Below are 18,326 nucleotides of genomic sequence, written 5' to 3' on the forward strand. Positions count from 1 at the left end.
CGCAAGCTCTCCGTTTTTTTAATCAATAAATTCAAATTCAAATTCCAGAAGCCGGATGATATCGCCGTCTTTAGCACCGCGTTCTCTGAGCGCTTCATCAACGCCCATACCGCGCATCTGTCTTGCAAAACGCTTGACGGATTCGTCACGGGAGAAATCAGTCATTTTAAAGAGACGTTCCAGGCTGTCACCTGAAAGCACAAACGCGCCGTCCGGATCACGCGTAATGTTAAATGGAATTTCTTCATCTTCCATCGTGTACATTACGCGGTTTTCCGCCAGTTCTTCTTCATCATACAGCGGGAATTCAGGCGTTGTTTCCAGCTGGTTGGCGACTTCAAACAGAAGATCGCGGAGCCCTTCTCTCGTCACAGCGCTGATCGGGAAGACAGGATGGTCATCCTGAAGCTTTTCTTTAAACGCTTTAAGATTTTCAGCCGCCTCGGGCATGTCCATTTTATTCGCAACGATAATTTGCGGACGCTCCGTCAGCCGCAGATTATATTCACTGAGCTCCTGATTAATGGTGACATAATCCTCATACGGATCACGGCCTTCCATCGCTGACATGTCAATGACGTGAACGATGACGCGCGTCCGTTCGATATGGCGGAGAAATTGGTGGCCTAAGCCGACTCCTTCATGCGCTCCTTCAATCAAACCGGGCAGATCCGCCATGACGAAGCTTCTTCCGTCATCCGTTTCCACCATGCCCAGATTCGGAACAAGCGTTGTAAAATGATAATCGGCGATTTTCGGCTTTGCCGATGAAACGACAGACAGAAGCGTAGATTTTCCGACGCTCGGGAAGCCGACGAGGCCTACGTCTGCAAGCACTTTCAGTTCAAGCACGATATAGCGCTCTTTTCCGGGCTCTCCGTGCTCTGACAGCTGCGGTGCCGGGTTGGCCGGTGTCGCAAAGCGGGTATTTCCGCGTCCGCCGCGTCCGCCTTTTGCGATGACGGCACGCTGCCCGTGCTCAGTCAGATCGGCAATGACCTGTTTTGTATCGTCATCCGTTACGACTGTGCCGGGCGGAACTTTAACAACCATATCGTCCGCATTTCTGCCGTGCTGGTTTTTAGACATGCCGTGCTCGCCGCGTATCGCTTTGAAATGCCGCTGGTACCGGAAGTCCATGAGCGTGCGCAGTCCTTCATCAACCTCAAAAACGACGTCGCCTCCATTACCTCCGTCACCGCCGGCAGGCCCGCCTTTCGGCACATATTTTTCACGGCGGAACGCAACCATTCCGTTACCGCCGTCGCCGCCTTTTACATATACTTTCACCTGATCTACAAACATAATATCCTCCGTTCTAAACCGTAAAAAACCGCTAGTTCATTCCAATTTCGGCCACACATTCATGGCCGGTCAGCTCAAATTGCATGACATCAAAGTCCTCATGCCGGGATTTGCGAAATTCATCAAACACATCTGCATTTGCAATCGTTCCATGAAAATCGAGATATACAATAAGCTGTCTGTCAGGGTGATCCGTCTGCAGCGATACGGTCAGATGATTTTCACTTTCATTGTTTACCGCCAGACCGAACAGATGAAACAGTTTTCTCATCAGGTTCGACAGCTTTTGATCATATGCCGATAAATCTTTAATTTCTCCGAGCACTTCGTATTCGAGCCTCATATAACGGGACTTCCAATTAAATGTAAGAAAGTCAAACGCCAAGTGCGGGGTTTTCAGGTTTGAGAGCTTTGATTCGTGCTTTGCATCTATGACCATTTCGTCAATAATTTCAACGACCCTGTCATACTTCTGCAAACTTAAGTTTCCTTTTATCAGCTGCAGCTTATTCATCCAATCATGACGGAAATGGCCCATTAATTGGATCAGCTCATTGATCAGAGCCGCATCGCTTACAGGTTCTTCTTGTTTCTTCGATACATCCTTCATTTTCGCACTCCCAATCGTTTAATTTCTTTTTAGGAGTCTTGATAAGTGTGTACTATGAATTATAACAGAGAAGGCTTTGTTAAAAAAACACTTGTTTTTCCTGGTTCATCATGTTCCTTTTTCGGATCGCATACAATGCGGATGCCAGGCAGAAACATTTTTGGTATCACTGCTTGGGGAACATATCCAGTGGGTATGGGAAGCTGATGTCCTCATTCAAGGCGGGGTTCACTCACGCATCCTCTGCTTTTCATTCTTGATGTTACTCCGCTTACTGCAAAAAAAACTCCAGTCAACGACCGGAGTTTTTTGTGTCATTATTGAGCTACAGGATATACGCTCACTTTTTTGCGGTCACGGCCGAAACGTTCGAATTTAACAGTTCCGTCGATTTTAGCAAAAAGAGTGTCATCTCCTCCGCGGCCCACGTTTTCACCTGGGTAGATTTTCGTTCCGCGTTGACGGTAAAGGATAGATCCGCCTGTTACGAATTGACCGTCTGCACGTTTAGCGCCTAAACGTTTAGATTCAGAGTCACGTCCGTTCTTTGTAGAACCTACACCTTTTTTAGAAGCGAAAAACTGAAGATCTAATCTAAGCATGTAACTCACCTCCTATATTTGGTTTGCAGTCAACCGTAAGTGTTCACTGTAATCCCGCTCGATCGTTTCAAGAGAAACAATCATGCCTTCAATCAGCAGCTGCGCTTTTTGCAAAGCTTCCTGATCAGCGGCTTCAGGGAATTCAAAGTAGAAATAACCCCCGTCCTCGCCTATATCAAGAATCGGTTCGAGAGGAGCCAGCGCGATAACCGCATTGACCGCTCCGAAAACGACAGCCGTGACCCCGGCGCATACGAGATCTCGTCCATGTTCAGCAAAATCGGCATGTCCCGTCATTTCAAAGGACAAAATGCCCCCGTCATTCCGGGATCTTCGAATTGTTGCCTCAATCATGCTTACGCGTTGATTTTTTCGATTGTCAATTTAGTATAAGGCTGACGATGACCTTGTTTTTTATGAACATTTTTCTTTGGCTTGTAACGGAAAACAGTGATTTTTTTCGCACGGCCTTGTTTTTCAACTTTAGCTGTAACTGTCGCGCCTGCAACTGTTGGGTTGCCGACTTTCACGCTGTCTCCGCCAACAAACAATACGTCTTCAAACGTCACTGTTTCACCTGCTTCAGCAGCAAGTTTTTCGATGTAAACAGTTTGACCTTCTTCAACTTTGATTTGTTTTCCGCCTGTTTTAATGATTGCGTACATTCTCTGCACCTCCTATTAGACTAAGACTCGCCAGCAACAGGGGGCTTTAAAGCTCTTATCACCTGTCCCGAGCGGTTGTAGCATTGGTGCTACATCCATAACATTAAAAAATATATCAGAACCAAAAGGATATGTCAATCTATTTCTAGTAAGGCAGCAGCAGGTCTTCCATAGAGGAATCTGTCCGTTTATCGGCAAAATACGCATGAAGCACTTCATTTTCATCGAGCTGGCTGAGCTTTTCGCCGGCTTTTTCAACGATAATGGGGTGCTTGCATCCCCGTTTGAATTCGGCCATGACATGCTTTACTTTGGCATCGGCCGCGACCGTCAAAGGATGCAGCATGGCGACATCGCGGTTTTTGCCGTAGTATCTCTCCAAAAGAAACCTCAGCTGAATATAATGCCGCTTCCGGTATTCATCCCATAAAGAAGCGGCGAGAAAGACGAACAGCACCCATGCGCTGACCTGAAGGGGGACGGCCAGCACAATCCAGCAGCAGAGCAAAAGCGCGGAAACGGCCGATGTCTGCAGGCTGAGGAGATGCGCTTTTTGAAAAGCCATTTGTTTAGAGAAGTATAAAAACACGAACTTTCCGCCGTCAAGCGGCCAGATCGGCAAAAGATTGATGAAAAGAATGGAGAGATTATAAAAGGTAAACATCTCAAATGTCTGCTCACTTGCAAAGCCTGACATGAAAAAGAGCCAGGCTGCCGCCTGAAGCCACACATGCTGAAGCGGGCCCGCCAGGATGACCGCGAATTCCTCTTTAAGCGGCCGGTTTCCGTGTTCCTCCACCTCAACCGTCCCGCCGAAAGGGAGCAGAAAGATTCGTTTAATGCGCCACGAAAAAAACACAGCCAGAGCAGCATGCCCCAGCTCATGAACGGATACGACCAGCAAAAGACACAGCAGCGCTTTGATGTGCCCCGTCATAAGACCAAGCCCCATGATAATCCAAAGAAAAGGATGGACATGAATTTTAAAAAGGAGGATGAGCCATTTATTCATCAAATGTGATCACCTGGATCGGATCTATGAATTTATCGCCATCCTGGATCGCGAAATAGTACTGGCCTTTACTTTTATCGTTGAGCTTGATCGAACCGATCTTTTTCCCTTTATCGACAAAGTCGTACAATGAAACGTTAACATCTTTTAGCCGGCCGTAAATGCTGCTGGTATTGTCGGCGTGCTGCACCTTCACCGTCAGCCCTGTTTTTTTATCTTTGCTCACTTCCATAATGTAGCCTTCTTTTACGCTGTCAATGGCTTCGCTGGCGGTTTCGACGACGACGCCTTCTCCGTTATTTTGAAAGTCCTGCTGGATTTTCCCCGCGGCAGGAACGGCCATATCCTGACTGACCGCCACCTGACCGTCCTTCTTTTTCGTTCCCGGCGTAAGAAAAGCGAGCGGGTTTCCGAAGGAAGATACGAACCAATTGCTTACGGCAGCAAACTGAAATTCTTTTTGAAAGGTTTGTGCGATCACCGGTTTGATCTGACTCAGCGGCTGTTTGTCAGTTTTATAGGCAATAGCGGAGATCAGTACGAGACAGGCGGCCAGCAGGCATTTTAAAATAATAGAATGAGCGCTGATCAATGGATGCCGTCCGTTAAATTCGGGCGGGTGTTCCGTTTGATATTCGTAGTCCGGAAGAAGTTTGTGCTTTTCCTGCTCCTTGACCGTCTGCCACGCGGGAAAATTCTGCGTTTGGGCGTTTTGAACGAAAGTCCGTTTTGATTCAGGCCGCTGTTTTCTTCTTTTAGCCAGTCTTTTTCTAATTTCATCAGCTCTGTGACTCATCGCCATCATCCTTTGCAATCGTTGGGTTTGTACATCCTATGTCTTGTCCATTGCAAATATGCGCTCTTGAAAAACAAAAAGACCTGATAAGCTGGGCTTCATCAGATCTTTGTATTCTGGTATATATTATGAACGCACGCCGAAAAATGACTTGATTTTCGCCATCATCCCTTTTTGCTGCTCTTCAAGCACCTGCAAAGGAACGGATTCTCCTAAAATGCGCCGGGCGATATTGCGGTACGCAATGCTGGCGCGGTTTTTGGAATTCATGGCAATCGGTTCGCCGATATTTGAAGCCCTGATCACTTCATCATCGTCAGCAACGATTCCGAGGAGATCAATAGACAGATGATGAACAACTTCATCCACATCCATCGTGTCACCGTTTTTCATCAGGTGATTTCTGATGCGGTTCACGATAAGGCGCGGCGGTTCGATATCTTCCTGCTCCAAAAGTCCGATAATGCGGTCAGCGTCCCGCACCGCTGATATTTCCGGCGTCGTCACAACAATCGCCTTATCAGCTCCGGAGACGGCATTTTTATAGCCTTGTTCAATTCCGGCCGGACAATCAATAATGACATAATCAAATTCCTGCTTAAGCTCCTGCACAAGCGATTTGATCTGCTCAGGGACAACAGCCGTCTTGTCGCTTGTCTGGGCAGCCGGCATTAAATGCAGCAGATCATCAAAACGTTTGTCTTTGACAAGCGCCTGATGCGTCTTGCATCTGCCTTCAATTACATCTACTAAGTCGTAAATAATTCTGTTTTCAAGACCCATTACGACATCAAGGTTGCGCAGTCCGATATCTGTGTCTACCAAACAGACGCGCTTCCCTAAAATGGCTAAGGCGGTACCGAGGTTTGCAGATGTTGTTGTTTTACCTACTCCGCCTTTTCCCGAAGTTATTACGATAGCCTCACCCAATTTCACATTCCTCCCTCAAGCCTTGTTAGATCAGGTCTTAAATGAGCCAATTGCTGAAGGCGTTCAATGACCATATTTCCGTCAGTATCTAAATAAGCACATTCCATGTCGTTCCCTTTTTGAATGTGGTCTGGGGAGCGATTTAACACGTGATTGATCCTCAATTGTGTCGGCATCATTTCTGATGCGGCGATCACAGCCCGGTTATTTCCGTTATAACCCGCGTGGGCAATCCCTTTTAATGAACCGAGAACAAATATATTTCCTCCGGCTCTGATCGTACCGCCGGGATTCACATCTCCGATTAAAAGCAAATCTCCCGTCACGTGAAGCACCTGGCCCGAACGGACGATTTTGGAAACAGAAACAATTTCCTGCTCCTCTTTCATCCGCTGCGCTTCTTCTTTGGCGATGACTTCACTGTCAATTGAATGCACGACTAAATCTTTCTTTGACGCGATCAGATCAGTCAGCTGCTCTGCCTGTTCCTGATACAGATACCGATGCCCGAGTTTAATATGAACACTGATTTTTTGGCCTTTGCCATCAGTATATTGTTCAATCGACAGCATGTTTTGAAGACCATCGAGAAGCTCATCAAAAGAACACGCATCATCCAGATGCAATGTTAAGCCGTTTTTTGTTCCTTTTATTGTTACATATTGCTGCTTTTTGGTCTTCATCAATGTTCACCTCAACAACATACTCTTTTCGTCAAAAAAAGATAAAATCCTTTTTACTCATCTCTTAATTCTTTCTTCAGACTTATATAAAACAGCCTGAAGGGCAGGACTAATATAACGGCTCCCGCAATATTCAGCAAAGCGGTCGGCAAGAACCTCTGAATGACAAAATCGTTAAATGTCATTGTGCCGCTGCGGATTAACGTCTGAATGCCGTAGACGTAAAATTCAAGCACACATACGCTCAGCACCGCGACCAGAATGACCATCAGGGCGTTTGTCTGCAGCACTTTAAACGCTTTGGCCGCCAGATAGCATAAACCGGCAAAACCAAACATATAAACGCCTAAAACACCCGTATAATTGATGTCATAAAGAAATCCGAAAATCAAACCGTAGATCACCGCATGCTTTTGGTTGATATAAGCGGACATAAAAATCAGCGCAAGCAAAAGAAAATGCGGAACGACCTGCTGCTCGACGGAAACGAAAGGAAAACGCACCAGATCCGTATAGATGCTTTCCGCACAAAAGACCAAAATCATAATCAAAGGGAGAAGGAAACGTTTCACGATCCTTCCTCCCCTGTTGCTACGCTTCGGTTCACGACGATGACATGGTCAAGATCGTACAGGTCGGCAGCCGGTTTCACGTAAGCGATTTTCGTCAGGCCGTAAGCATCTGATTCTACATCGGTCACTTCCCCGACCGTCAGCCCTTGAGGAAATACGCCGCCCGTTCCGGATGTCTCCACGAGGTCACCTTTTTTCACTTCACGTTTTTCATCCGGCTCAAGGATGGTCATTTTCAGAGTCTGTTTCTTTTTATCATACCCTTCAATTAAACCGTAGCCTTTGCTGCCCTTTTTGCCGGAGATTTTGGTGGCCACTCTGTTATTGCGGTCAACATCGCTCAGCAGCTGAACGGCGGATGTGAAACTGTTGAGTCCGCTGCTTTTGATCTTTCCGACCAGCGCACCCTTTTCGTTCGTGACAGCCATGTCTTTGGCCACTTTCTGCTTCGTTCCCTTATTGATCATGATCTGCTTGTACCATTGATCAGGGTTTCTGGCGATAACGGTCGCTAAAATCGGATCATAGTCGGAAATTGATTTGACATGCCCGAGTTCATCACGTAGCTTCTTGTTTTCATCTTTGAGTTCTTGGAGCTTCGCTTCATATTGTGTCTGTCCGTCCAGCTTTTGTCTTAAGCGTTCGTTTTCCTTGTACGTGTTTTTCAGGTCTTTTATGTCCCCGAAGAACCCTGCAAAATATTCGGCAGGCGTGTGAAAAATGTTTTGAAATACTCCCGTCGTATCACCGATCAGCTTTTCAGGCCAGGTGGTATTACGGCCGTTCTTCAGCGAGAATCCAATCATAGCCACCAATATGATAATACACAGAAGTAATAGCATTAACCGTTTGTTCGGCATCGTGATACACCTCTTCTATTTAACTCCTGATTATCTTGTTTTTCCTTTGAAAAGATGGATGTGCTCCAGTGCTTTTCCAGTGCCGATCGCAACACAATCCAGCGGATCTTCAGCGATAAGAACAGGCATTTTCGTTTCGTCGCTGATGACTTTGTCGAGATTGCGGAGCAGGGCGCCTCCCCCTGTTAATACAATACCTCTGTCCATAATATCAGCGGCCAGCTCAGGCGGTGTTTTTTCAAGCGTGCTCTTCACCGCGTCAACGATTGAGAGAACTGTATCACGCAGTGCATTTGCAATTTCCGTTCCCGTGATTTCGATCGTTTTCGGCAGACCTGTCAGAAGATCGCGGCCGCGGATTTCCATTGACGCATTTTCTTCACCGGTTTCTGCTGAACCGATCTCCATTTTAATAGCTTCCGCCGTACGGTCACCGATCATCAGATTATATGTTTTTCTGATATAGCTGATGATTGAATCGTCCATTTCGTCACCGGCTACGCGGATTGACTGAGACGTGACAATGCCGCCTAAAGAAATGATCGCCACTTCAGTTGTTCCGCCGCCGATATCAACGACCATACTGCCCGTCGGCTCCCATACCGGAAGATTCGCGCCGATTGCTGCTGCAAACGGTTCTTCAATCGGATAAGCGTCACGTGCGCCCGCTTGTCTTGTCGCGTCGATGACCGCCCGTTCTTCAACGGCCGTAATACCTGACGGCACACACACCATAACGTAAGGCTTTCTCGCAAACAATCCTTTATTTTTCACAGCCTGATTAATGTAGTATTTCATCATTGTCGCAGTTGTTTCATAGTCAGCAATAACGCCGTCTTTCATCGGACGGAGCGCTACCACGTTGCCCGGAGTTCTTCCGATCATGTTTTTCGCATCGTTACCGACCGCAACGATGGACTTCGTATCCGTTTGCAGAGCAACGACAGACGGCTCTCTCACTACGATTCCTTTTCCTTTAACAAACACAAGCGTATTCGCGGTTCCCAAATCTATACCAAGGTCTCTTGTACCAATTCCGAACATATGTATGTATCTTCCTTTCTTAAAGCAAAAATACCCTAAAGGGAAAAACTCATAAAATCTATTATATCTTAAATCAACGAAAAAAAAAGTGTTACAAATATCCTTTTTCCTTTAAACTCACAAATTTTTTGTCACCAATGACCAAATGATCCAGCAGCTCGATGCCGATTAAATTTCCGCACTCAAAAAGCCGCCTGGTTACCTCTATATCTTCCCTGCTCGGTGTAGGATCTCCTGAAGGATGATTGTGAACACAAATGAAGGACGCGGCGGATCGTTTGAAAGCTTCTTTAAACACCTCCCGCGGGTGGACAATAGATGAATTCAGACTTCCGATAAAAACGGTGCGTTTATGAATGACTTGATTTTTGGTATTTAAATATAAACAGACAAAATGCTCCTGGGATAAAAAGCGCATATCCTCCATCACATACTTCGCCCCGTCTTCCGGAGAGCGGATGACGCAATGCTCCCCGGCGGATGTCTTATGAATGCGGCTCCCCAGCTCAATTGCGGCAAGAATCTGAACGGCTTTCACCGTGCCGATTCCCGGAATGCTGGAAAGCTCCTGGGCAGAGGCGCCTTTTAACAGTCGCAGCCCGTCAAACGTCCGCAGCAGCCGGTGAGCGAGGTTCATGACGGACTCATGTTTCGTTCCCGTCCGCAGCAGGATGGCGAGCAATTCATTGTTAGAGAGATGTTCGGCTCCGAAGTGCAGAAGCCGCTCTCTCGGTTTTTCTTTTTCGGGGAAATCTCTTAATTTTAACGGCAGATCACGGATGATCAACCCCTCCTTGTTCCCCTTCCCGGTTTGAACATCAAGCTTTTATATTAAATTCTTTCAAGGCTCTCATTGTTTTAGCGACTGGAAGCCCGACGACAGAATAAAAATCACCGTCTAATTTTTTCACTAAAAGCGCGCCTTTTCCTTGGATGCCGTATGCACCTGCTTTATCCATCGGTTCTTTTGTTTCAATGTAGAGCTGTATGTCCACTGAGCGGCCAAAACGTCACTTCCGTCGTGTCACAGAACGTTTCTTTCCGGTCATGCGTCTGAATGCTGACCGCCGTAATGACTTGATGGCTTCGGCCGGAAAGCCTCCGCAGCATGTGTGCCGCTTCTTCTCTGTCATGCGGTTTGCCGAGGCACTCGCCGTCTATGCACACCATCGTGTCAGCCCCGATAACGACTGCATCGGGATTTTCGGCCAATACAGCACCAGCTTTTTGCTCGGCCAAACATTGGACGTTTTCTTCCGGCGAAAGGTTTCGATTTAATTTTTCTTCTGTGCGGCTTGCAATAATGCTGTAAGGAATCTGAAGAAGAGTAAGGAGTTCTTTTCTTCGCGGAGATTGTGATGCGAGTATTAAGCGTTTTGTCATGATTGTCATCCTTTCAGGGTTTGCTTAAGAAAAAAAGATACTTGTCTATCCTACCAAATCAAACGGGCAACCACAATTTCAGAAAAATAACTTTTTGATGACAAAATAAAAAATCCCGCCGGATGACGGGAAATGAGATACTATTTTACAACACTTAAAAGCTCTTTTTGGGCTTTCCAGCCGGATTCCGAACCCGACGTTTCCAGTTCTTTCAGCGCTTGAAGCACGGCCTCTTTCTGCTTTTTGTCAGCGGCGTCTGCACCGTCTGCCGCTTTTGCTGCTTCAGCCACTTCCGTTTTTGAAAGATCTTTGCCGGTAATCGCTTTGGCGGAGAGCTCAGATGCTTGTTTAAAAGAGTCTTCCAGTCCTGAATCGACCGCAAAGCTGAGCTCTTTTCCGCCCCAAGCCTCAAAATCATGGTCTATCAGTGTCTGACCCAATTGCTGTGATAGGCTTTTTTCCGCTGCAAGCCCGGCGATCACGTATGTGTATCCGTCTTCTTTAGCCAGAGAGACGGCCGAGTATCCTTTTTCAGTCAGCTGGTCAACAAGCGTTTGCGCTCCTTTTTCTGATGAAAATTTTCCGGCCTGCACCGCATATGTTTTATAGTTTCCCTCTGAAGATTCCGCATCTCCTGTGCCGGCTGTTTCAGATTTGTCTTTAGAAACATCTCCCGCTTTCGCCGTCTGCCCTTGTGAACCTTTGTCAGCTGATGCCGGAGCGGAGGCTTCTTTACTTCCCGACATATTTAAGGCGACAAGGCCGAGCCCGGTGCCTAAAACAGCCGCAACGGCAATTGTCGTGACCGCTTTTTTAACTGGAGAAGACGGCTGCTTTTTTTTCGGAAAGTGAGGGCCGTTTTTTTTCTTCTGGTATGGCGGAACGACTTTCGGGTCATCTTCAAATACCTCAGAATTCTTCTCATGATCCCAATTGAAATCTTCTTCTTTCGGATCTTCATGGGATGCGGCGGTCTCCTGCTCCGCCTTTTTTGTTTCCTCCCAATTTGAAAATGTGACGGTTTTCTCCCCGCCTTCTTTCACATCTTCTTGTCCATACATCGTTTCTTCTTGTCCGTTAATGGTTACTTTAAGGGCATTGTTTTTTGCTTTGCTGTGCTTTTTGCTCTTCCTTTTTTTCAACGTCTCTTCCCCCTTGCATTCGTCTTGGCCGTACCTTGAACTGATCATGGTTCACACTTTAGCATAGGCGAAAAAAAAAAGAACAAGACTTTTGTCGTCTTGTCCAAAAAACGTTCGCCAAATTTTTCAAGCCCCTCCTGAAGCGAGCTTGATGTAAAACGAAAACAGCTCTTCACCGTATAAATAACTCAAAGCGCTCCCGGCTGAGATGGCCGGCGCAAACGGAAATGGCTGCTTTTTACCAAGCCTGCCCCGGGCTGCGGCGCACATACCGTATACGGCTCCGATCATAACGGAAAGAAAGAATGCAATGAGCACGAGCTTCACGCCGAGCGTCAGGCCGATCACCCCAAACAGTTTCACATCACCTGCGCCGATGCCTCCTTTACTGACAAACATGATAAAAACAAGCAGAAAAAATCCGCAAACGGCTCCCGCAAACCCTGCATACCATGAATCCAGCGGAGAAAACATACGGCCGGCGATGAAAAGCGGAAGAAAAAACAGCAGAACCTTGTCAGGAATCAGCATATATTGCAGATCCGTCATAGTAACAATCATGAGCAGAGACAGAAATAACAGCGCGACTAACAGTTCTTTTGAGAAACCGAAATGAATGCCTGCAGCCGTGAATAAACACGCCGTCCAGCATTCCGCCGCCGGATACATAACCGACAGCTTTGCACGGCAGTTTCTGCATCTGCCTCTTTGCAGAATATAGGAAACGACGGGCACAAGCTCCCCCCAGGAGAGCGGCAAGCGGCAAAACGAACAGGCTGAACGCGGCGAAATAACCGAGATTCGCAGCGGGATACGGCACGCTGCTGTATAAAAAAAAGAACCGAAAATCAAGCCGAGAAAAAACAGAATCAAAAGCACTCAGACCACACCTTTACTATCAATCTGGCTCAGATTATAGCAAAGAAAAACACCATGACTGAAATGGCTGAAAATATATTTTCAGCATAAAAACACCCGGCAAAACCGGAAAATGGTCCGTCGGGCATCCGAGGGGCTGTCAGATAAGCCGCTTTCTCATTTCTGAAATAAAATATAAGGAGCCGGTAATGATGATGACATCATCCGCACCATCTTTTTGTTCAATCCACTCTTTCACACTGTCCGGGTTCTCATCGAAACTCTTATCCGCTAGACTGCTTGCGTTATAAAGGGCTTCGGCGCTTGAAGCACGCGGAAAGTCAAATGATACAAAGTGAATGGAATCCGCTTCGGTTTCAAGCTTTTTAATCATTTCCTGATACGGTTTGTCTTTTAATGCGCTGAATACGACATGGACGTTTTTATCGGCAAAGCGCTGGCGGATCGTTTCTATCAGCGTTTCAACGCCCTCTTCGTTATGCGCGCCGTCCGCAAACACTAAAGGGCGGCTTTGAAGACGTTCAAACCGGCCCGGCCACGATGCTTTTTTCAGACCGTTTCGCATCGCTTCTTCAGAAATGGCTGCGGCTTCCAGACGATTCAGCCATTCAGCGGCCAATATCGCCAATGCCGCATTCTGCCTTTGGTGAATGCCGATCAGCGACGTTTGAATGTTTTCATAGCATTTCGTTTCCGTTTCCAGCGAAAAACTTTCACCGGACGGAAGCGCCGCTTCATTAAACAGTCTGCACGTTTTATATAGTGACTGATACGGAGCCTGCTTTTTTTCGGCTTCCGCTTCAATAACGCCGAGTGCTTCCGGCTGATTGACGCCCGTAATGACCGGAATGGAATTTTTAATGATACCGGCTTTCTGCCCGGCGATCTCCTCGATGGTATTGCCTAAAATCGCCATATGGTCATGTCCGATACTTGTAATGACCGACAGGAGCGGATTCACAATATTGGTTGAATCAAATGTGCCGCCGAGCCCCGCTTCAAAAATGACAAAATCGATATCAGCCCGCTTCGCAAAATATAAAAATGCACACGCTGTAATGATTTCAAATTCTGTCACCGTTCCGGCATCGGTCTTATCAAGCTCATCGACTATCGGTTTTATGTCATTAACGAGCGTTCTCCATTCCTCATCAGAAATCGGCGTGCCGTTGACGCTGATACGCTCATTAAACGTAATGATGTAAGGCGATGTGAACGTGCCGACTTTATAACCGGCTTCTTGAAGCACGGAACGGATAAAAGCGACGGTTGATCCTTTGCCGTTTGTGCCCGCCACATGAATGGCGCGAATGTTCTTTTCCGGGTGTTCCAGTTTTTCCATCAGCTTTTCCATACGGAGAAGGCCCGGCTTAACGCCGAACTTGAGTCTGCCATGAATCCAGCTGATCGCTTCTTTGTACGTATTAAACAATGAAATCCCCTCTTTTATACGACAAGGCGGTTTCTTAGGAAACCGCCCCGCTGTTTTATCAGCCTTTCAGCTCTGCAATCCGCTGCCGGACAGCTTCGCGTTTTGCCGTGTAGTCTTTCTCTTTTCCGCGTTCTTCTTCAATGACATGCTCAGGAGCTTTTTTAATGAATCCTTCGTTGCCGAGTTTTTTCTGAACGCGTTCGACCTCTTTTGTCAGCTTGTCGAATTCTTTTTGCAGACGGGCGATCTCCTCATCAATGTTAATCAGCCCTTCAAGCGGCAGAATGACTTCCGCTCCGGTGACGACCGCTGTCATCGCTTTGTCTGCCGCAGTGATATCCGTCCCGATTTTCAGCGTGCTCGGATTCGTAAAGCGTTCAACGTAAGAACGGTTCTTCTCAAGGCGGCCGGCAATGTCTTCGGTAGCTGTTTTAATATAAAGCTCAACCTGCTTGCTCATCGGCGTGTTGACTTCGCTCCGGATATTGCGGACAGAACGGATTAATTCAACGAGCAGTTTCATATCCGCCGCTGCCTCTTTATCCGTATGCTCCGGCACCGGAACCGGCCAAGAGCTGATCGTGATTGACTCGCCTTCATGAGGAAGGTGCTGCCAGATTTCTTCCGTTAAGAATGGCATAAACGGGTGAAGAAGACGCATCGTCTGGTCAAGAACGTATGCCAGAACAGAACGGGTTGTTTTCTTCGCCGCTTCATCTTCCCCGTACAGCGGAAGCTTCGCCATTTCGATATACCAGTCGCACACATCGTCCCAGATAAAGTTGTACAGGTGGCGTCCGACTTCACCGAATTCATAACGATCCGCAAGCTGTGTTACGTCTTCTATCGTTTCATTCAGTCTTGTGAGGATCCACTTATCAGCAACTGATTTTTCACCGGACAGATCAAGCTCGTCATACGTCATGCCGTCCATGTTCATTAATGCAAAACGGGAGGCGTTCCAAATTTTATTTGCGAAATTCCATGTGGATTCCACTTTTTCATAGCTGAAACGGAGATCCTGTCCCGGTGAACTTCCGGTTGCCAGGAAATAGCGCAGGGAATCCGCTCCGTACTTGTCGATGACATCCATCGGGTCCACGCCGTTCCCAAGGGATTTACTCATTTTTCTGCCCTGCTCGTCACGGATTAAGCCGTGAATCAGCACGTCTTTGAACGGACGCTCGCCGGTAAATTCAAGACCTTGGAAAATCATCCGGGATACCCAGAAGAAAATGATGTCATATCCCGTAACAAGAACATCGGTTGAGTAATACCGCTTAAAGTCTTCAGCGTTTTCATCAGGCCAGCCCATTGTAGAAAACGGCCAAAGCGCGGAGCTGAACCATGTATCAAGCACGTCTGAATCCTGTTCCCAATTTTCACTGTCCTCAGGCGCTTCAAGGCCGACGTACACTTCTTTTGTTTCTTTATGATACCAAGCCGGGATGCGGTGGCCCCACCACAGCTGACGGGAAATACACCAATCACGGATATTTTCCATCCAGTGCAGGTACGTTTTCTCGAACCGGTCTGGAACGAAGTGAACTTTCTCTTCTTTTGACTGAAGGTCAACCGCAGCATCGGCCAGCGGCTGCATTTTGACAAACCATTGTGTGGACAGGTACGGCTCAACAACGGCGCCGCTTCTCTCACTATGTCCGACAGAATGCATATGGTCTTCGATTTTAAAGAGAACACCGGATTCCTGAAGATCTTTGACGAGTTTTTTGCGGCATTCAAACCGGTCCATGCCGTTATATTGCAGCGCTTTTTCATTCATTGTTCCGTCTTCATTCATGACGAGAATCCGCTCTAAATTGTGGCGGTTTCCGAGTTCAAAATCATTCGGGTCATGGGCAGGCGTGATTTTAACGGCGCCTGATCCGAATTCCATATCAACATAATCATCGCCGACGATCGGAATTTCGCGGTTTGTAATCGGCAGAATCACCGTTTTGCCGATTAAGTGCTTGTAGCGCTCATCTTCAGGATGAACCGCGACAGCCGTGTCGCCAAGCATCGTTTCCGGACGGGTGGTCGCGATTTCAATTGAGCCTGAACCGTCTGCTAACGGATAGCGCAAATGATAAAACGCACCCTGTACGTCTTTGTAAATTACTTCAATATCGGATAAAGCCGTTTTTGTGGCAGGGTCCCAGTTGATGATATATTCGCCTCTGTAAATCAAGCCTTTTTTGTACAGCTTGACGAATACTTCCCGCACGGCTTTGTTCAGCCCTTCATCAAGAGTGAAACGTTCGCGCGAATAATCGAGTCCGAGTCCCATCTTGGCCCATTGGCTGCGGATGAAATCAGCATACTCTTCCTTCCACTTCCACGTTTCTTCCAGAAACTTTTCACGGCCGAGGTCATAACGGCTTGTGCCCTGTTCACGGAGTTTCGCTTCGACTTTTGCCTGAGTGGCGATGCCGGCGTGGTCCATGCCCGGAAGCCAGAGCACGTCATAGCCCTGCATGCGTTTCATACGCGTAACGATATCTTGCAGCGTCGTATCCCACGCATGTCCGAGGTGCAGCCTGCCCGTCACGTTCGGCGGCGGAATGACGACAGAATACGGCTGTTTCGTTTGATCACCGCCCGCTTCAAAATATTTTCCTTTCAGCCAAAAATCATAGCGGCCTTTTTCAATCGCAGACGGATCATATTTTGTCGGCATTGTTTGTTCGTTTGTATCCATGATAACCCTCCAGCATGTTTAGAAATGGCTGAGCAACTAAAAAAGAGCCTTCATCCTGATAAAGGACGAAAAGCTCTTTCGCGGTACCACCTTTTTTCATGAACAGATTTGTTCATGCACTTAAACGGATAACGGGTGCGGCCCGAATTTCTCTACTGTATGTTCAAGAAATTATGCTCCCGGGCGACCTTCCAATGAGACGGCATAAGAAGCCTTTCAGCACAGTAGCTTCTCTCTCTTCATGCGTCTTTCTTGTACTCTTCCCGTTCAAAGCAGGTGTATTTATATCAGCTCATGATCTTATTTATTATGTTCTTTATTATAGTAAAAGTGTTTTTGATTCGTCAATCATCTTTTCCAAAAACCGCTGCCGTCATACATAAATGGGCATGCACCCCGCCCTTTCCCTTACATACGATACATAGAAAGGCGAATGTGAGGAGGAATTGCCCGTGAGAAAAAAATTCAATTCTTATTCGCTCCCCCAGTGGGCCAGACAGGTCCGCCTTGTATCCGTGCAAGTCATTATCCCGATTACGATCTTTCAGGGGATCAGGACGATTTTCTTTCCGACGACTTTTGATGTCCTGCTGCTTGCCATCCTGCTGTTTTTAGCGTGCGCCCTGCATTTGGAATGGATATAAAAAAACGAGTCCCGTTATGAAGAGGACTCGTTTTCCGCTTTTATTTTTTTCTCCCGCTCAATCTGATGAACCTTCATGAGAAAAGGCTCAACATTTTTCATCTGCCAAAACGCTCTTAATAATTGCGTGCACTCTTCTTTTTCAGAGCCCCTTTGGCCGGTCTGATACCGTTTCAGCACTTTGTACATGGCGGATGGATAAGCCATATAGCTGAGAAACAGGCTGATTTCCGCTTCACGGAGCGGGAATGATTTGTGATACGTATAAAACCAGTCCAGACATTCCGGGCATGCTTTCGGATAGCTTCTGAACATTCTGGAGTAAAAGCCGAGCAGGTCGTTTTGCGGAGGGCCCAGCGCAGCTTTCTCGAAATTCGTGAAAAAGCCCGATCCCGCATCATTATACAGAAAGTGGCGGCTCGATAAGCTGCCGTGGTTGATCACCGCTCTCGTCTTGTCATGATCCTTTGCCGCGTCAAACCATTCTTCCAGACGTTCCAGAGCAAAATTGACGGCGGAAACCGTTTCTGTAAGATACGTAACAGCCTGCAGTTCAAAAGGTGAAAGATACCACTCTTTTTCCGCCCGGTCGGCGAATTGTTCATAGACAAGCTTATCATTTTCCCAATCTCTTTTCGTTGCTTCATAAAAGCCGCTGATATCTTCAGTCCGGATTTGGATGTCCCGCACAGTCGCAGAATGGAGCTTCGCGACCTCTTTAAAAAGGTAAACATGTTTTTGATCCCGTTCCTCTTCCTGATCGTACTGAAGCCAAGGCATTAAATAATAAGAATTCTCCGTCTGTCTTCCGGCAAAAAAATCGCCGGCATACGTTCGGCAGATCGGCACAAATGATCGGTAGCCTTTCTCCTCAATCTCAATCATAAGATCTGTAAATTCACTGCTGCGGGCCGGCTTGAGCTGTTTCAAAGCAAAAATGCCGTAGTTTGAGTAGACCTTCCAAACATGCGGGCTGACAGGCTCAATATACTCAGCCGCCAGCCCGTATTCCTGAAGCACTGATTGGACTGCTTCCATTCCATTCACCACATTTTTACGGCCTCTTT

At 47.1% G+C, this 18,326-nt stretch carries 19 protein-coding genes, 1 pseudogene and 2 other annotated features; of the genes and pseudogenes, 1 reads left to right on the forward strand and 19 read right to left on the reverse strand.

Annotation, left to right across the window (positions count from 1 at the left end; all coding sequences use genetic code 11):
* Nucleotides 1-18: 18 nt before the first annotated feature.
* From obgE to JNUCC21_RS14215, 18 genes and pseudogenes are all read right to left on the reverse strand, one after another.
* Nucleotides 19-1,305: a GTPase ObgE gene (obgE, locus tag JNUCC21_RS14130; RefSeq protein WP_007408172.1), complete on the reverse strand. Its 1,287-nt coding sequence runs from the start codon at nucleotides 1,303-1,305 to the stop codon at nucleotides 19-21.
* A 31-nt stretch (nucleotides 1,306-1,336) separates the two neighbouring features.
* Nucleotides 1,337-1,915, reverse strand: coding sequence for a sporulation initiation phosphotransferase B (locus JNUCC21_RS14135; RefSeq protein ID WP_007408171.1), 579 nt, complete (start codon nucleotides 1,913-1,915; stop codon nucleotides 1,337-1,339).
* Between the two features lie 317 nt (nucleotides 1,916-2,232).
* Nucleotides 2,233-2,517, reverse strand: a complete 285-nt coding sequence (rpmA, locus tag JNUCC21_RS14140; RefSeq protein WP_003152662.1) for a 50S ribosomal protein L27 — start codon at nucleotides 2,515-2,517, stop codon at nucleotides 2,233-2,235.
* A gap of 12 nt (nucleotides 2,518-2,529) precedes the next feature.
* On the reverse strand, nucleotides 2,530-2,871 hold the full coding sequence (locus tag JNUCC21_RS14145) for a ribosomal-processing cysteine protease Prp (RefSeq protein ID WP_012118103.1): 342 nt from the start codon (nucleotides 2,869-2,871) through the stop codon (nucleotides 2,530-2,532).
* A gap of 2 nt (nucleotides 2,872-2,873) precedes the next feature.
* On the reverse strand, nucleotides 2,874-3,182 hold the full coding sequence (gene rplU, locus JNUCC21_RS14150; RefSeq protein ID WP_003152660.1) for a 50S ribosomal protein L21: 309 nt from the start codon (nucleotides 3,180-3,182) through the stop codon (nucleotides 2,874-2,876).
* Between the two features lie 13 nt (nucleotides 3,183-3,195).
* Nucleotides 3,196-3,269, reverse strand: a sequence feature (ribosomal protein L21 leader region).
* Between the two features lie 58 nt (nucleotides 3,270-3,327).
* Nucleotides 3,328-4,194 carry a M50 family metallopeptidase gene (locus JNUCC21_RS14155; protein ID WP_007408169.1) on the reverse strand — a complete coding sequence of 289 codons (867 nt, stop codon included), beginning with the start codon at nucleotides 4,192-4,194 and terminating at the stop codon, nucleotides 3,328-3,330.
* Nucleotides 4,187-4,990, reverse strand: a complete 804-nt coding sequence (locus tag JNUCC21_RS14160; protein WP_072589419.1) for a M23 family metallopeptidase — start codon at nucleotides 4,988-4,990, stop codon at nucleotides 4,187-4,189. The genes JNUCC21_RS14155 and JNUCC21_RS14160 overlap by 8 nt, the downstream gene beginning before the upstream one ends.
* Nucleotides 4,991-5,116: 126 nt before the next feature.
* On the reverse strand, nucleotides 5,117-5,920 hold the full coding sequence (gene minD / locus JNUCC21_RS14165) for a septum site-determining protein MinD (protein WP_016938784.1): 804 nt from the start codon (nucleotides 5,918-5,920) through the stop codon (nucleotides 5,117-5,119).
* Between the two features lie 2 nt (nucleotides 5,921-5,922).
* A complete protein-coding gene (minC, locus tag JNUCC21_RS14170; RefSeq protein ID WP_003152653.1) occupies nucleotides 5,923-6,603 on the reverse strand; it encodes a septum site-determining protein MinC in 681 nt (226 codons plus the stop codon).
* A 53-nt stretch (nucleotides 6,604-6,656) separates the two neighbouring features.
* Nucleotides 6,657-7,175, reverse strand: a complete 519-nt coding sequence (gene mreD, locus JNUCC21_RS14175) for a rod shape-determining protein MreD (protein ID WP_007408167.1) — start codon at nucleotides 7,173-7,175, stop codon at nucleotides 6,657-6,659.
* Nucleotides 7,172-8,035: a rod shape-determining protein MreC gene (mreC, locus tag JNUCC21_RS14180; protein ID WP_007408166.1), complete on the reverse strand. Its 864-nt coding sequence runs from the start codon at nucleotides 8,033-8,035 to the stop codon at nucleotides 7,172-7,174. Before mreC ends, mreD begins: the two co-directional genes overlap by 4 nt.
* Before the next feature lie 30 nt (nucleotides 8,036-8,065).
* Nucleotides 8,066-9,079 (reverse strand): cell shape-determining protein MreB, encoded by a 1,014-nt coding sequence (gene mreB, locus JNUCC21_RS14185; protein WP_003152647.1) that lies wholly within the window; start codon nucleotides 9,077-9,079, stop codon nucleotides 8,066-8,068.
* Nucleotides 9,080-9,170: 91 nt separating this feature from the next.
* The gene (gene radC, locus JNUCC21_RS14190; protein WP_007408165.1) at nucleotides 9,171-9,866 is read right to left on the reverse strand and encodes a DNA repair protein RadC; all 696 of its coding nucleotides are present in this window, start codon (nucleotides 9,864-9,866) and stop codon (nucleotides 9,171-9,173) included.
* A gap of 31 nt (nucleotides 9,867-9,897) precedes the next feature.
* Nucleotides 9,898-10,462, reverse strand: a pseudogene (locus tag JNUCC21_RS14195) (nucleoside triphosphate pyrophosphatase).
* A gap of 140 nt (nucleotides 10,463-10,602) precedes the next feature.
* On the reverse strand, nucleotides 10,603-11,604 hold the full coding sequence (locus tag JNUCC21_RS14200) for an SPOR domain-containing protein (protein WP_012118106.1): 1,002 nt from the start codon (nucleotides 11,602-11,604) through the stop codon (nucleotides 10,603-10,605).
* 126 nt (nucleotides 11,605-11,730) lie between these two features.
* Nucleotides 11,731-12,483: an A24 family peptidase gene (locus tag JNUCC21_RS14205; RefSeq protein WP_012118107.1), complete on the reverse strand. Its 753-nt coding sequence runs from the start codon at nucleotides 12,481-12,483 to the stop codon at nucleotides 11,731-11,733.
* Nucleotides 12,484-12,622: 139 nt separating this feature from the next.
* Nucleotides 12,623-13,915, reverse strand: a complete 1,293-nt coding sequence (locus tag JNUCC21_RS14210; RefSeq protein WP_069006956.1) for a folylpolyglutamate synthase/dihydrofolate synthase family protein — start codon at nucleotides 13,913-13,915, stop codon at nucleotides 12,623-12,625.
* A gap of 58 nt (nucleotides 13,916-13,973) precedes the next feature.
* Complete coding sequence (locus JNUCC21_RS14215; protein WP_020956152.1) at nucleotides 13,974-16,616, reverse strand: valine--tRNA ligase; 2,643 nt, start codon at nucleotides 16,614-16,616, stop codon at nucleotides 13,974-13,976.
* Nucleotides 16,617-16,674: 58 nt separating this feature from the next.
* Nucleotides 16,675-16,896: a binding site (T-box leader), on the reverse strand.
* Nucleotides 16,897-17,068: 172 nt separating this feature from the next.
* On the opposite strand from JNUCC21_RS14215, the gene JNUCC21_RS14220 reads away from it, so the two are divergent.
* Complete coding sequence (locus tag JNUCC21_RS14220; RefSeq protein WP_003152639.1) at nucleotides 17,069-17,260, forward strand: hypothetical protein; 192 nt, start codon at nucleotides 17,069-17,071, stop codon at nucleotides 17,258-17,260.
* Between the two features lie 14 nt (nucleotides 17,261-17,274).
* On the opposite strand, the gene ysxE is transcribed toward JNUCC21_RS14220, so the two are convergent.
* Entirely contained in the window at nucleotides 17,275-18,297 is a 1,023-nt protein-coding gene (ysxE, locus tag JNUCC21_RS14225; protein WP_012118110.1) for a spore coat protein YsxE, read from the reverse strand.
* Nucleotides 18,298-18,326 lie beyond the last annotated feature (29 nt).

The organism is Bacillus sp. JNUCC-21, from assembly GCF_041222765.1.
In the GTDB taxonomy this organism is placed as follows: domain Bacteria; phylum Bacillota; class Bacilli; order Bacillales; family Bacillaceae; genus Bacillus; species Bacillus velezensis.